The sequence below is a fragment of the Sorangium sp. So ce1335 genome, from assembly GCF_051521615.1.
Taxonomy (GTDB): domain Bacteria; phylum Myxococcota_A; class Polyangia; order Polyangiales; family Polyangiaceae; genus Sorangium.
The window spans coordinates 10,445,077-10,459,132 of the sequence record NZ_CP150363.1 but is presented as its reverse complement, the minus strand read 5'-3'; the positions used below and the strand labels follow the sequence as shown (position 1 = coordinate 10,459,132).

Genomic DNA, 14,056 nt, shown 5'->3' with positions numbered 1-14,056 from the left:
AGCGCGGGCGACACGGCGCGCTCGCTGGCGCGAAACATCGCCGAAATAATGAGCGCGGGGATCCGAGGAAACGACGAGGGGAGTGGTCGCCGGCACCGCAGGGCCAGGAATTCCCGCTGTGGGCTCAGAACACCGGGGTGAACGCCCGCGGCGCCCTCTTCTTCCTGAGGCAGCGGGTCGCCCTGCTCATGTAACAGATGGTGAGGGCCCGCCGCGGATGGCCGCTCCGGTTCACGCCGGAGCAGTGCCAGAGGTGGTTGTGGATCAGCAGGGACTCGCCGGCGCGGGCCGGCAGCGCGAGCTTGCGCGCGTCCGCGTCGGCGGCGCGCACGCGGTCGCTCGGGACGACCCCGCCGAGCGGCGTCGCGAGCCCGTCCCGGTGGCTTCCCTCGAGCACCTCCACGCAGCCGCCGTGCAGCGGGGCGTCGTCGAGCGCCGTCCAGATCTGCAGCTCGGGGTCGCGATCCAGCCCCCAGTAGCTGCCCCCGTCCTGGTGCCAGGGCAGCGGCGACCCTCCCGAGGCGGCCTTGGTGAAGAGCACGGCGCGGTAGATGGAGACCTCGCCCTCGATGAGCGACCGCGCGACGCGCTCGAAGAGCGGGTTCTCGATCCAGGCGAGGAACAGCGGGTCCTTCTCGAGCTTCTCGATCTTGCGGTACGACGTGCTCGGCCCCTGGTAGCCCTTGCCGTACGGCAGGTCCTCGTAGCGGCCCGACGCGGCGTCGTGCTGGAAGAAGAGCCCCGGGTACGTCACGCGCCCGAGCATCATGTCGTCCGCGCGCGCGCGCAGCGCCTCGAGGCCGGCGTCGCTCATCACGCGGCCGAGCCGCGCGTGGCCGCGCGCGGCGTAGTCCGCGAGGGGGCCCGCGAGATCGAGCGCCCTGGCCTCGGGCAGCAGGAGATCCATCACCGCGCGTAGCTCGCGTCCGTGCCGAGGTGGTCGCGGTGGAGCGCATCCATGCGCCGCGCCGCCTCCGGCGAGATCGCGCGCCGGATCGCGCCGGCGGCGGCGTCGAGGTGCTCCGCGCGGGCGGGGCCGACGAGGATGGAGTCGACGACGTCCCGCCCCGCGAGCCAGGCGTAGGAGAGCTCGAGCAGGCTCATCCCCTCGTCCGCCGCCACGGCGGCGTAGCTCTCGGCGAGCTCGAACATGCGCTGGCTCCAGTACCGGCGCTGGTAGAGGCGGTTGTCCTCGAAGCGCGAGCCCGCCTGCGCCGCGTCCGGCCCGGCGTGCCGCCCGCTCAGGAGCCCGCCCGCGAGCGGGTTGTACACAGCGGTGGCGATCGAGTACCGCCTCGCGAACGCGGCATACTCGAGGTCGAGCTGGCGGATCAGCGCGTTGTAGAGCACCTGCGACACCGCGGGGCGCGCCTTGCCCTTGGCGTCCCGGCGCGCGATGAGCTCCAGGATCTGCCACGAGGCGTGGTTGCTGACCCCGAAGCGCAGGATCTTCCCCTGCTCGATCAGGGCATCGATCGCCGAGAGGGTCTCCTCGACGGGCGTCGCCGGATCCGGCGCGTGCAGGTAGTAGACGTCGACGTGGTCGGTGCCGAGGCGCCCGAGGCTCTCCTCGAGGGCGCGGATCACCTGCGCGCGCCCGAGGCCCTCGGCCTTGCCCCGGATCCGGCGCAGGCCGACCTTCGTGGCGATCTGCGCCTCGGCCCGGCGGCCGCGGAGCGCCCTGCCGAGGATCCGCTCGGACGCGCCGTCCCCGTAGAGGTTGGCCGTGTCGAACGCGGTGATCCCGCGCTCGAGCGCGCGGTGGACGATGCGCTCGGCCTCCTCGGGCGGCGTGCGGCCGCCGAAGTTCATCGTGCCGACGACGAGGCCGGGCGGCGCGCCCGGCCGCCGCTTCGCCGTCATCCCAGCGTTCGCGTCGTCAGCGTTCGCGTCGTTCACGTCGTTCACGTCGTTCACGTCGTTCACGTCAGAGGCCACGCCGCGCTCCTCAGGCCCCCGCGACGAGGTGCGCGAGCACGTACACGATGAGCCACACGAGCCACAGGGTGCTCATCCGCCGCCACCCCTGCCGGAAGCCGTACATCGGCGCGAGGGGCGGCACCACCAGCGCGAGGAGCCCGCGCCAGCGGGGCTGGCTCCGGAGCACGAGCCGCGCCGCCAGCGCGACGTGGACGGTCACCCAGGTGGCGAACGCCAGAACGAGCGTCGCGGTCGCCGCGATATCCTTCACGGGGCGAAGCCTAGCGTCGCCGGCGCGCGCTGCCCCTGGAAATCATCGACCCGGGGTGCGCGCGGGCCCGCCCCGCGCTCGTCGAGCCCCGGGTCTGTCCCGCACCCAAATCCGGGCTAAGCTTGGCCCCGTGCCTCTGCGCGAATCACCTTGTTTTCGTCCGGGTTCCATCCTCTCCGCGCGCGCCGTCCCGCTCGTGTCCCGCTGCGCGAGGGCTATCGCGGGCGCGGCCCGCGCCCTCGTCGACCGCGAAGGTCGCCTCATCCCCCTGAGCCTGCTCGCCGGCGCGGCGTGCAGCGTCGCAGTCGGCGTCGGCGCGGCTCAGGCGATCTCCACGCCGCCCGACACGATGCCCGTCTCCGAGGTGAAGCCGGGGATGAAGGGATACGGCCTGACCGTCTTCTCCGGCACCACGCCCGAGAAGTTCGATGTCGAGGTCATCTCCACCCTCCGCAATTTCCGGCCGAACCAGGACCTCATCCTCATCAAGACGCAGCACCCGCGCCTCGAGGTGGCCCGCACCGTGGCGGGGATGAGCGGCAGCCCGATCTACGTGAACGGCAAGATGATCGGCGCCTACGCGTACGGCTGGCTCTTCGGCGCCGAGGCGATCGCCGGCGTGACGCCGATCAAGTCGATGCTCGACGAGCTCGCGCGGCCGCTCCCCCGCGCGATCGCGCCGAGGGGCGGCGGCCCGCTGCCCGCCCCGGTGAGCGCCGTCGGCCGCGTGCCGCCGCGCGCCGCCGCGCCCGCCCGGCTCCACGGCGGCCGCGGCTTCGTCGGGGCGATCGACGCGTACGACCTCGCCGGCCACGCCCGCCAGATCGCGGCGCGCGTCGCGCCGGCGCTCGCCCCGCCCGAGTCGGCGGGCCTCGCGCGCGCCTCGACGCCGGTGATGCTCGGCGGGCTCGGCGGCACGTCGCTGCGCATCGCGAGCGACCTGCTCGGCCCCATGGGGCTCGATCCGATGCAGGCCGGCGGCGGCTCGTCGATGACGCCGGATCCTGGCGCGCCGACGAGGTACGTCGACGGCGGGGCGATCGGCGTCGAGCTCGTGCGCGGCGACATCTCCGCGATGGGCATCGGCACGGTCACGCGCGTGTCGGGCGACAAGCTCGTCGCGTTCGGCCACCCGATGATGAACGGCGGCGTGACGAACCTCCCCACGGCGATCGCCCGGGTGCACTGGATCCTCGCGAGCCAGAACCGGAGCTTCAAGATCGGCGAGGCGGTGAGGTCGGTCGGCTCGCTCGTCAACGACCGGCAGGCCGCCATCGTCGTCGACAGCGCCGCGAAGGCGCCCGTGTTCCCGATGCGCGTCCAGATCGACGGCGTGGCGGGCGCGCCGCACCCGACGTGGAACGTGGAGGTCGCGCACGATCAGTTCCTCGCGCCGTCCTTCGTGTCGATGGCGCTCGGCAACGCTGTCGAGGCGACGACGGCCGAGCGGCGGGACATGACCTGGCGGGCGGTGAGCCAGCTCAAGATCGGGCGCTACGGCACGATCTCGCTCGTCGACTTCGGCGCCGGCAACGGCACCCCGCTCAGCGCCGACGACTTCGTCCGCAGCCGGATCGTCCGGGCGATGGGCTCGCTGCTCAACAACCCGTGGGAGGACGTCACGATCGAGCGCGTCGACACGCGCGTGAAGGTCACGTTCGATCGCGAGGTCGTCCTGCTGCGCGGCGCGAAGGTGCTCGAGCCGGAGATCGACGCGGGCGCGCCCGCGCGGATCCGCCTCGACCTCCAGCCGCACCAGGGCCCGGTCGAGTCGCGCGTCATCGAGGTGCCGTTGCCGCGCGAGCTCGCCGGCGGCAAGGTGGACATCGAGCTCTCGCCCGGCTACGAGGTCGAGCGCCCGATGGCGACGCCGAACAGCCTCGCCGAGCTCGTGGCGATGCTCCCGCACCAGAGCCACGACCCGGAGAGCGTCGTCGCGACGTTCAAGCTCCGGGAGAACGGCGCCGCGTACCGTGGCAAGGTCGCCTCGCGGCTGCCGCCGGGCGCGATGGACACGCTGCGCCCGAGCTCCGCGTCCGACGCGCCCGAGACCTTCGGCGCGCAGGTGCAGGTGCCGGTCTCCCTCAAGCGCTTTCTGGTCGGCAAGGATACCGTGAGCGTCACGGTCCGGCCTATCCTCCGCTGAGCCGCGCGCAGGCTCCCCGCCTCGTCTCCGCCGTGGCTCCGCCCTGAACTCGTCTGATTCCGCCTGATCCCGTCTGATTCCGCCCTGACCCCCTCCATTCTGCGATCCATGAGCAATCAGCGCTCTTCTGACCATCCCCGATCCTCACGCCCTCACGCCGTGTCCTCTCTGCGAACGTCCCTCGCGGCGGCCGTCGCCGCCGCGGGGCTCGTGGCGCTGCCGGCCCACGCGGTGGGCACGCGCAGCTTCGAGCTCAAGACGCTCGAGGACCTCAAGGACGGGGATCTCACCGGGGTCAGCGTCGACTCGAACGGCAACGTGCGCGCCGGGCTCACGCTCGGCGCGACGCCGCTGCCGGACGCTACCTCCGTCTGGAGCTCCGTCGTGCTGCCCGACGGGACGGTGCTGCTCGGCACGGGCAACGAGGGGAAGATCTACAGCGTGTCGGGCGGCCGGGTGGCGCTCGTCGCGACGACCGGGCAGATGGCGGTCAGCGCGCTCGCGCTCGTGGAAGGCGGCGACGTCGTCGCGGGGACGTTCCCCGAGGGCAAGCTCTACCGGCTGCCGCGCGGCGCCGGCAACGGCGGTCCGGCGAAGCTCTTCGCCGAGCTCCCGCAGACCGAGGACATCTGGGGCCTCGCCTACGACGCCAGGGCCAGGGCGCTCTACGCGGCGACCGGCCCCGACGGGAAGCTGTTCCGCATCGACGCCGCGGGCAAGGCGCAGGTGTACTTCGACAGCGACGAGCCGCACCTCGTGAGCGTCGCGGTCGCGGACGACGGCGCCGTCTACGCCGGCTCGAACGGCAAGGCGCTGCTCTACAAGCTCACGGCGCCCGGGCGCGCGACGGTGCTCCACGACTTCGACGCCGACGACGTGAAGGCCATCGCCGTCGCGCCGGGCGCCAAGGGCGGCGCCATCTACGCGATCGCCAACAAGTACGCCGAGGCGTTCGCGCCCCCGAAGCGCAACCGGAGCGGGCCGCCGTCGCCGCAGCCGGCGCGCGCGCAGAAGCCCGGCAAGGGCGTGCTCGTGCGCTTCGACAGGAGGGGCGTCGCGGAGCGGATGATGAGCGACGACGAGACCCACTACGTCTCGCTCGGCCTCGGCGACGATCTCGCGCCGTACGTCGGGACCGGCGCGGAAGGCCAGCTCTACACGGTGAGCGACAACCACGTCGCGCGGCTCGTCGCCGACACGGACGAGCGCCAGGTCGGCGCCTTCATGCTGGCCGGCGGCCGCCGGTTCATCGCCACGACCGATCCCGCGGTCTTCCACGAGGTGAAGGGCGTCGGCGGCGCGTCCGCGGTGTGGACGAGCAAGGTGCTCGACGCCGGCCTGCGGGCGACGTTCGGGCGCCTGACGTGGCGCTCGGACGGCGCGCTGGAGCTCGAGACCCGGAGCGGGAACACCGACACGCCGGACAGCACCTGGAGCCCGTGGTCCCCCGCGCTCGCCGCGCCGGGCGACACGAAGAGCCCGCCCGCGCGCTTCGTGCAGATCCGCGCGCGGTGGAGCCGGGACCCAGGCGCCGTGCTCCGCGAGGTGAAGCTCGCGTTCGTGACCGACAACGCGCGCGCGGTGGTCACGTCGATCGAGGCGGTGCCGAAGGGGCAGTCGAAGCCCCCGCGAACGAACCTCCCGCCGTCGGGCGGCGAGGCGCCGAAGCCCGTGAGCGCGCTGCAGCTCACGTGGAAGGTCGACAACCCGGATCAGGACGACCTCCGCTACCGGCTTTCCTACCGCATGGAGGGCCAGTCGACCTGGCGCAGCATGCTGAAGCCGGGCGAGAAGGTGACGCGCGCCGAGCACGTATGGGACACGACGGCGCTCCCCGAGGGCGAGTACCGCATCCTCGTCGAGGCGAGCGACGAGCTGGCGAACCCGCCGGAGCGCACGCTGCGCCACAGCCTCGAGTCGGGCACCGTCCTTGTCGACACGACGCCGCCGCTGTTCCGGACGCTCGCGCTGCAGGGGCGCCGGCTGACGGGCGAGGTCGTCGACGGCCTCGGTCCTGTCGCCCGCGTCGAGGTCTCCATCGCCGGCCTGGAGGAGTGGCGCCCCGTCTTCCCGAGCGACGGCATCTTCGACGAGGCGGCCGAGGCCATCGACGCGGACCTCAGCGCGGTCGTGCCGCCCGGCTCGCACCTGCTCGCGGTGCGCGCCTACGACACCGCCGGCAACGTGGTCACCCGCGACATCGAGGCGCGGTAGGCGCCGCCACACGCACGCCATCCCCGCCGTGCGGGGCGCAGCCCTCGGCGCGACACCGGCGTCATGCTTGCGCCAGAGCCCGGGCAGGGAAGGCGCTCGTGCGGACCGCGCGCGCGCCGCGCACCACGACGGCACCCACGTTGCGCCAGCGTGCCGGAAGGCATTCCGAACGGCACATTCTGTGGATGTCGAGAGGGGACATGATACGCTCGCTCCGCTTGTTCTTTTCTGGTGACCCTGGAATGAGCTGCCCCCGTACCCGTTGGCTTCACGGTCTCGCGGCGCTCTCGCTCGCCGCCGTCTCCGCGTGTTCGTCGTCAGACTCCGCCGAATCGGACGGCGGCGGGGACGACATGGGGGTGGGGGGCTTCTGGGGCGGGGAGGCGTCCACCGGATCGGGCAACTCCGCTCCGTTCGTGAGCGCCGGCGCGGGCGGTGACGGCGCCGAGGGGGCCGGCGGGGCCGCCGTGGAGGAGGACGTCAACATCCCCGCGCCCGCGGGGGCGCCGGATCCATACACGCGCTTCGCTCACCTGTGCGGCGAGGGCTGCACGCCGGGGGGCGACCCGAGCGAGTGCTCGTCGTTGGACGGGAGCTCGGGCACGGGGACGCCTGCGCAGATGCTTCACTGCCAGCTCGCGCTCGTCGACGGCGACGCGATCCCGAGCTGCCAGCCGGCGGGCCGCTTCCGCGCAGGCGGCCCCTGCCAGCGGGGAACGGACTGCGCGATCGGGCTGGGCTGCGCGGCGCTGGGCGGAGAGGGCGGCGTGTGCCGGCAGTACTGCTGCGGCAACGTCGAGAGCTGCTCGCCTGGGACCTACTGCGACGAGCGGCCGATGGCCGAATCGGTCGCCGAAGCGAGCGCTCCGGTCTCGATCCCGGTCTGCGTTCCCGCGGTGAACTGCGAGCTGCTGAACGACAGCGTGTGCCCGGCGGGCCAGACCTGCGCGATCGTCCGCGAGGACGGGACGACGAGCTGCGTGGAGCCCGGCGCCGGGCGCGCCGACGAGCCTTGCCCGTGCGCGCCCGGATTCGTGTGCTCGATGCTGACGAACCAGTGCAAGCAGCTCTGCCGGATCGACGGGAGCGCGCGCGACTGCGGCACCGGCGCCAAGTGCCAGGGCGGCAGCAGGGCTTACCCTCCGGGGTTCGGCGTGTGCGTCAACACGCAGTGAGTCCCGGAGCCGGCCGGGGGTGATCGGGCTCCTGAGCCGCTCCGCCGCGGCCTGACGCGGCCCTCGTCGACGGGCCTTTCGCGGCGCTGGCGCGCTGGAGGCCTCGGGGCCGCCGGGGGACCCGTTAAAAAATGTTATCGCGCCCCGCGCCGGCGTGGATCGGAGCGGCGGGCGCGCGCCGCCGTGGTCATGCTGGGCGCGTGCAGCGGCCTCTCCTCCCTTTCCTCCTCTTCATCGGCGTCTTCAGCGCCATCGTGGCCGGCGTCCATTACTACCTCTGGCACCGCCTGATCCGCGCGCCCGAGCTCGGCCCGGTCTGGCACCGCGCCGGCAGCGTGGCCCTGGCGGTGCTCGCGCTGCTCGTGCCGGTCGGCCTCGCCTTCACGCGCTCGCTCCCCCGGCACATCGGCAGCATCGTCGCGGGCGTCGTCTACACGTGGGTCGGGCTCGCGGTCCTGCTCTTCTTCCTCCTGCTCACCTCGGAGCTCGTCCGCCTCGGCGCCCACGGCGTCACGGCGCTGGTGAGCCAGCCGCTCGACAGCGAGCGCCGCACGTTCCTCTCCCGCGCCATCGCGGGCACGGTCGGCGCCCTGGCCGTCGGCCTCGGCTTCGCCGGCGCCGCGAGCGCCCTCGGCGAGGTCGCCGTCCGTCCGGTGCGCGTCCGCCTCCGCCGCCTCCCCGCCGCCCTGTCCGGCTTTCGCGTGGTTCAGCTCACCGACCTTCACATCGGTCCGACCATCGGCCGGGAGTGGCTGGAGCGCGTCGTCGCGCGCGTGAACGCCCTCGAGCCGGATCTCGTGGCGATCACGGGCGATCTCGTCGACGGCTCCGTGGAGGAGCTCCGCGAGCACACGGCCCCGCTCGCCGGCCTGCGCGCCAGGTACGGGGTCTTCTTCGTGACGGGCAATCACGAGTACTACTCCGGCGTCGAGGCGTGGATCGCGGAGCTCGGCCGGCTCGGCGTGCGGGTGCTCCGCAACGAGCGCGTCACGATCGGCGACGGCGAGCACAGCTTCGACCTGGCCGGCGTCGACGACTGGAGCTCCCGCGGCATGGGCCGCGACCACGGCCCCGACCTCGCGCGCGCGCTCGCGGGGCGCGACCCTTCCCGGGAGCTCGTGCTGCTCGCGCACCAGCCCAAGCAGATCGTGGAGGCCGCGGAGCGGGGGGTCGGCCTGCAGCTCAGCGGCCACACCCACGGCGGCCAGATCTTCCCCTGGGGCCTCTTCGTGCGGCTCGACCAGCCCTACGTGGCCGGGCTGTCCTCGCACGGTGAGGCCCAGATCTACGTGAGCCGCGGGACCGGCTACTGGGGGCCGCCCATGCGCGTCGGCGCGCCGTCCGAGATCTCGCTGATCGAGCTCGAAGGCGCCGCCCCGGCCGAGGCGCTGGCCCAGGCTCACCCGGGCGCTCCCGCGATCACGGGAGCGGGCGCGCCGGATCCCTGTCGCAGTTGATGACCGGCGCCGGGTAGCTTCCCGGGTCGGTGATGCGCTCCATCGCGAACGTCGAGCCCTTGAGATCGAGGGCCAGCGGCCTCGCCAGGGAGCCGGTCACATCGCCGCAGACGAAGTCGGCGGGCGCGCAGAGGGCGCCCGTCAGCGTGATGGTGGCCTCGAGCTCGCTGCCGGAGAAGGGGTTGGCGTTGCCTGGCACCACGATCGTGGGCAGCTCCGCGGTGAACTGCCCGTCGGCGGACACCTCGTAAGGACCCACGTCGACCGGCTCGCCCGTGGGCGTCGTGCGATCGGCGGACTCCAGCGCCTGGAAGCTCATCGAGAAGCTCAGGCCGCCGTCGCTCGGCTCGGTGGTCAGCCGGGTCAAGAAGAGGATCGGGGCCTGTGGGTTGAGATAGGCAGAAAGGCTGAAGAGGAAGTCGCCATCGGGCGTCCCCACCTCCGGAGTGCAGCTGCCGCCCCCGCCCCCGCCGCCGTCGCCGCCGGCCTGGGCTTCACGGATGGCGGTGTCGCGGGCCTGGAAATCATCGTATCTGCCCTCCGGATCGGCGCACCCGGCGAGGAGCGCGGCGCAAGACAGGGCCGAGGGGAGGGCTGTAGACGCGAGCTTTGTCCAGGTGGAGCGGGAGAAAAGCATTTGACACCGTGCGAAAGGTGGCATCTGACTCGATCGGGTCGAACGTCCCGCGAGCTTGCAGGTGATGCACACCCTACCATGCAGGTCTGTCGCCGGCGCGCGTTCCTCCGCCCGAACCCGAGGACACCCGGCCATGCTCATCCACCGCCACCGCGTCGCGCTCTCCCTCGGATTTCTCGGCGGCCTTCTCTGGACCGGGCCGGCGTTCGCCGGCGGCTTCGCGACCGCGCGGTTCGGCGGCGAGCACGGCAACCCGATCACCGGCAATCCGACCGCCGTTTATTACAACCCCGCAGGCCTCGCCGAGAGCGAGGGGATTCACCTGTTCGTCGACGGGACCTTCGCGCTGCGCGCCGCGTCCTACGCGCACGCGCAGGCGCCGTCCGACGACGTGACGGTGCCGGAGGCGAACACGGGGGAGGCGCGCCTGCTCAACGTGGCCGCCTCGCCGATGCTCGGCGCGTCGGCCAGGGTCGGCGACCTGGCGCTCGGGGCCGGCGTCTACGTGCCCTTCGGCGGCGCGGCGTCCTGGGACAGGAACACCGCCTTCGAGGGCAATCGCGATCTGGCCGGGCCGGTCGACGGCGTGCAGCGGTGGCACTCCATCGAGTCGTCGCTCCAGGCGATGTTCTTCACGCTCGCCGCGGCCTACGAGATCCCGGCGGCCCGCCTCAGCCTCGGCGTGTCCGGGAACCTGATCCGGACCCAGGTGCGCACCGTGCGCGCCCGCAACGCCTCCGGCGACAACCTCCTTGCCACCGAGGGGCGCTCGCTGCTCGACGTGAGCGGGCTGCACGCGAGCTTCGGCGTGGGCGCCCTGGTCGAGGCGATGCCGGAGAAGCTCTGGATCGGCGCGTCGTACCAGTCGCGGCCGAACGTCACCGGCGGAGAGACGCTCGAGGGCACGCTGACCAACCGCTTCAACGGCGTGTCGAACGCTCCGGCCGACGTCGAGCTGCACCAGGGCCTGCCCGATATCGTCCGGCTCGGCGCCCGCTTCGTCCCGGCGGAGCGCCTGGAGGTCCGGCTCTTCGGCGACTGGACGCGGTGGAGCTCGATGGAGAACCAGTGCCTCACCCAGCTGGGCGCGGCGTGCGAGATCCAGCGCGACGGCTCCGCCGCGGATCCCGCCGGCGTCGTGCAGAACATCCCGCGGCGCTGGAACGACACGTTCGGCGTCCGGGCGGGCGTGAGCTACTGGCCGGAGCCTCCGGTCGAGCTCTTCGGCGGGGTCGGGTACGACTCCAACGCCGTGCCCGACGAGACCCTGGACCCCTCGGCCACCGACTTTCACGACGTCTCGTTCGCCGTGGGGGGGCGCTTCCGGATCGCGGAGAAGCTGCACCTCGCGGCGTCGTACACGCACCTGTTCTATGCGAGCCGGGACACCACGGGAAAGAGCGTCACCGCGGGCCTCGCGGGCAACTCGAGGGCCCCCGACTCCGGCGGGATCTACGCGCAGACGATCGGCGTGCTCAACGTCAACGTGGACGTCGGCTTCTGAGCGCGCAGCGGGCCCCCGGCTCCGCGGCGCGACGGCTCAGGCGGCGCCGCGCCCGGTCCGGCGGAGCAAGCTGAAGAGGCGCGCCCCGAGCTCGGGGGCGCGGAACGGCTTCACCATGTAGTCGTCGGCACCGCTGGCGAAGGCGTGGGCCATGTCCTGCGAGCAGGCGTTCGTCGTCAGGAAGAGGACGGGCAGATCGCGGAGCTCGGGCTCCTGTCGAAGCGTCCGGCACAGCTCGATGCCGGTCATCTTCGGGAGGTGCCAGTCGAGGATCACGAGGTGAAACGCCGCGCCCCGGACGCGCTCCAGCGCCTCCTCCGCGCTGCCGACGGCGACGACGGCGAGCTCGACGGCCGCGAGCATGGCCGACAGCATCTCGCGCACGTCCGGATCGTCGTCGACGACGAGGACCCGCGCGCCCCTGCCCCTCAGCCGCGGAGGCGAGGACGCCGGGCCTGCGCCCTGGTCGCCCGGCGCCGCGGCGGGACGGACCTCGCCCGTGGCGCGGGGGCGCGCGGCGGCGCCCGCGGGCGTCGAGCGGGTCGCCTCCGCCTGTGCGAAGCGGGCGAGGCGGCGCCAGTCGCGCGGCTCGAATGTGAGCCGCGCTCCCTCCGGCGAGACGCACGCGCACGCGGCCGCCGACGTGGCGCGGCGGCCTTCGCCCAGCTCGAAGATGGCGAGCACCCACTCGCCGTCGGCGACCACCTCCCCCGCGGGCAGGCCGAGCTCGAGGTCGCCGTCCTCTGGATCGCACACGATTTGCTCGAACTGTCGCAGATCCGGGAAGCGGTAGAGGACGCTCCGCACGGGATGACGCTACACCCGCGCTAGCATCTCGCAAAGGGTCCGACTAAGCTCGCGCCGCGATGTCATTCCTGCGCTGGATGCTGCCGCTCCTCGCGCTGTTTTCGATCAGCGTCACGGGCTGTCCTGGGAATTCTGGTTCGAGCGAGCCGAAGCCGGCTCCGAGCCCGGAGGTGTCGGTCTCGCTCCCCGGGGTGGACACCTCCTCGCTCACGCCCCGCGAGCGTCGAGAGTGGGCCGCCCAGGTCTCCGAGCTCCTCTCGCCGTGCCCGGACACGCCCGTGAGCATCGCGCAGTGCGTGAAGGAGCAGCGGGCGTGCAAGGCGTGCCTCCCTGCCGCGCAGTTCCTGCTCAAGCAGGTCAAGGAGGGCCGGTCGAAGAAGGAGCGCGACGACGCGTTCCACATGCGCTTCGACGCGAACAAGGTCCGGACGCTCGCCACGGACGGCTCGCCCGAGATGGGGCCGCCCAACGCGCCGATCACGATCGTCGAGTGGGCCGACTTCGAGTGCCCGTTCTGCCGGCTGATGTCGCCGGTGCTCGAGGAGCTCGTGAAGCGCTTCGACGGCCAGGTGCGGCTGGTCTTCAAGTTCTATCCGCTCTCGGCGCACGTCCACGGGGAGCCCGCCGCCCGCGCGGCGATCGCCGCGCTCAACCAGGGCAAGTTCTGGGAGATGCACCACCTGCTCTTCGAGAACCAGGACAAGCTGGAGCAGGCCGACATCGAGCGCTACGCGCAGCGGCTGAAGCTCGACATGGTGAAGTTCCGCGCCGATCTCGTCTCGCCCGAGACGAAGGCGCGCATCGACAAGGACAAGAAGCAGGCGGACGAGGTCGGCCTCGAGGGGACGCCCCTCGTCTTCGTCAACGGCCGCGAGGTCGACCTGCAGCTCCTCACGAACCCGCCCGCGGATCTCGAGGAGTGGGTGAAGGTCGAGCTGGAGCTCCTCGGCCACACGCCGCGGCCCGCGCCGCCGAAGCCGGCCGGCACCCAGCCCGGCGCGACCGACGCGCCCGCTTCCGCGACCGCGACCCCCGGCGCCAGCGCGGCCCCCGCGGCCGGCGGCGCCGCGCCTGCGGCCGGCAGCGCCGCGCGCCCCGCCGCCTCCGCCGGACCGGCCCAGCCTGCCCAGCCCGCCCAGCCGAGGAAGCCTTGAAGGTCGCCGACCCGTGCGGCTGCTTCCCGACGGGCCGGCACTACCCGGGGATCGCGCACCTCCTCAAGGTGCGCGCCGTCGGCGTCGCGTCCGAGATCGACGCGGGCAGCGCCTGGATCGACCAGCCCATCGCCTTCGTCGACGTCGAGACCACGGGGCGCGACCCCGCCGGGGATCGCATCATCGAGCTCGGCATCGTCATCGGCCGCGCCGGGCAGATCCTGACCCGCTACAACTGGCTCATCCATCCAGGGCGGCCCATTCCCGCGGAGAGCACCGCGATTCACGGGATCAAGGACGCGGATGTCGAGGGCAAGCCGTCGTTCGCCGAGGTCGCGGAGGAGATCCTCTCCTGCTTCAAGGGGGCGATCCCCGCGGCGTACAACGCCGCGTTCGACCGATCGTTCCTCCTCGCCGAGCTCGATCGCGTGGGCATGCGCCCGCGCGAGCCGCCGCCCGCCATGCGGCGGGAGGTCGACTGGATCGACCCGCTCACGTTCGCGCGCGAGCTCTACAAGAACGAGGAGAGCCGGGCCCTCGGCGACATGGCCGCGCGGCTCGGGATCACGCTGGACAAGGCGCACCGCGCGACGGACGACGCCGAGGCGGCGCTCCAGGTCCTGTACGCGCTGGCGAAGGATCCGCGGGTGCCCCGCGCGTACGGCGGCCTGATCCAGGAGCAGCGGCGGCTCGTTCGCCTGCAGGATGAAGCGCGGAAGCTCTGGCGGAAGGCTCCTGCCGCCGCGCCGCCGACGACGAAGCCGAGCTGAC

Annotated in this window: 12 protein-coding genes; 7 read left to right on the top strand and 5 right to left on the bottom strand. The window is 72.9% G+C overall.

All coding sequences use genetic code 11. The features are described from left to right. Positions 1 to 124 precede the first annotated feature (124 nt). Genes WMF24_RS39090 through WMF24_RS39080 form a run of 3 tightly spaced genes read right to left on the bottom strand, consistent with a single transcriptional unit; the run spans position 125 to position 2,191 of the window. A complete protein-coding gene (locus WMF24_RS39090; protein WP_437732544.1) occupies positions 125 to 907 on the bottom strand; it encodes a phytanoyl-CoA dioxygenase family protein in 783 nt (260 codons plus the stop codon). Continuing rightward, the gene (locus tag WMF24_RS39085; RefSeq protein WP_437732543.1) at positions 907 to 1,938 is read right to left on the bottom strand and encodes an aldo/keto reductase; all 1,032 of its coding nucleotides are present in this window, start codon (positions 1,936 to 1,938) and stop codon (positions 907 to 909) included. Before WMF24_RS39085 ends, WMF24_RS39090 begins: the two co-directional genes overlap by 1 nt. 10 nt (positions 1,939 to 1,948) lie before the next feature. After that, entirely contained in the window at positions 1,949 to 2,191 is a 243-nt protein-coding gene (locus tag WMF24_RS39080) for a hypothetical protein (RefSeq protein WP_437732542.1), read from the bottom strand. Between the two features lie 130 nt (positions 2,192 to 2,321). Here WMF24_RS39080 and WMF24_RS39075 point away from each other — a divergent pair, with 130 nt between their 5' ends. The 4 genes from WMF24_RS39075 (at position 2,322) to WMF24_RS39060 (ending at position 9,183) form a co-directional block, all read left to right on the top strand. Then, a complete protein-coding gene (locus WMF24_RS39075; RefSeq protein ID WP_437732541.1) occupies positions 2,322 to 4,337 on the top strand; it encodes a SpoIVB peptidase S55 domain-containing protein in 2,016 nt (671 codons plus the stop codon). Between the two features lie 159 nt (positions 4,338 to 4,496). Next, entirely contained in the window at positions 4,497 to 6,551 is a 2,055-nt protein-coding gene (locus WMF24_RS39070) for a hypothetical protein (protein ID WP_437732540.1), read from the top strand. Positions 6,552 to 6,904: 353 nt separating this feature from the next. Next, entirely contained in the window at positions 6,905 to 7,726 is an 822-nt protein-coding gene (locus WMF24_RS39065) for a hypothetical protein (RefSeq protein WP_437732539.1), read from the top strand. A 200-nt stretch (positions 7,727 to 7,926) separates the two neighbouring features. Next, the gene (locus WMF24_RS39060) at positions 7,927 to 9,183 is read left to right on the top strand and encodes a metallophosphoesterase (RefSeq protein ID WP_437732538.1); all 1,257 of its coding nucleotides are present in this window, start codon (positions 7,927 to 7,929) and stop codon (positions 9,181 to 9,183) included. Here the strand turns inward: WMF24_RS39060 and WMF24_RS39055 are convergent. Then, positions 9,146 to 9,820, bottom strand: a complete 675-nt coding sequence (locus tag WMF24_RS39055; protein ID WP_437732537.1) for a hypothetical protein — start codon at positions 9,818 to 9,820, stop codon at positions 9,146 to 9,148. The two genes, WMF24_RS39060 and WMF24_RS39055, sit on opposite strands and share 38 nt — an antisense overlap. 133 nt (positions 9,821 to 9,953) lie before the next feature. On the opposite strand from WMF24_RS39055, the gene WMF24_RS39050 reads away from it, so the two are divergent. Next, on the top strand, positions 9,954 to 11,324 hold the full coding sequence (locus WMF24_RS39050) for an OmpP1/FadL family transporter (RefSeq protein ID WP_437732536.1): 1,371 nt from the start codon (positions 9,954 to 9,956) through the stop codon (positions 11,322 to 11,324). A 36-nt stretch (positions 11,325 to 11,360) separates the two neighbouring features. Here the strand turns inward: WMF24_RS39050 and WMF24_RS39045 are convergent, their stop codons facing one another. Beyond that, positions 11,361 to 12,131 (bottom strand): response regulator, encoded by a 771-nt coding sequence (locus WMF24_RS39045; protein ID WP_437732535.1) that lies wholly within the window; start codon positions 12,129 to 12,131, stop codon positions 11,361 to 11,363. A 59-nt stretch (positions 12,132 to 12,190) separates the two neighbouring features. Between WMF24_RS39045 and WMF24_RS39040 the strand changes: the two genes are divergently transcribed. Further along, positions 12,191 to 13,285: a DsbA family protein gene (locus WMF24_RS39040; RefSeq protein ID WP_437732534.1), complete on the top strand. Its 1,095-nt coding sequence runs from the start codon at positions 12,191 to 12,193 to the stop codon at positions 13,283 to 13,285. Then, positions 13,282 to 14,055 carry a 3'-5' exonuclease gene (locus WMF24_RS39035; protein ID WP_437732533.1) on the top strand — a complete coding sequence of 258 codons (774 nt, stop codon included), beginning with the start codon at positions 13,282 to 13,284 and terminating at the stop codon, positions 14,053 to 14,055. Before WMF24_RS39040 ends, WMF24_RS39035 begins: the two co-directional genes overlap by 4 nt. Position 14,056: the final 1 nt, after the last annotated feature.

Coding starts and splice junctions, on each gene's coding strand:
- WMF24_RS39090 (WP_437732544.1), bottom strand. CDS start 907: ATGGATCTCCTGCTGCCCGAGGCCAGGGCGCTCGATCTCGCGGGCCCC.
- WMF24_RS39065 (WP_437732539.1), top strand. CDS start 6,905: ATGGGGGTGGGGGGCTTCTGGGGCGGGGAGGCGTCCACCGGATCGGGC.
- WMF24_RS39055 (WP_437732537.1), bottom strand. CDS start 9,820: ATGCTTTTCTCCCGCTCCACCTGGACAAAGCTCGCGTCTACAGCCCTC.
- WMF24_RS39050 (WP_437732536.1), top strand. CDS start 9,954: ATGCTCATCCACCGCCACCGCGTCGCGCTCTCCCTCGGATTTCTCGGC.
- WMF24_RS39040 (WP_437732534.1), top strand. CDS start 12,191: ATGTCATTCCTGCGCTGGATGCTGCCGCTCCTCGCGCTGTTTTCGATC.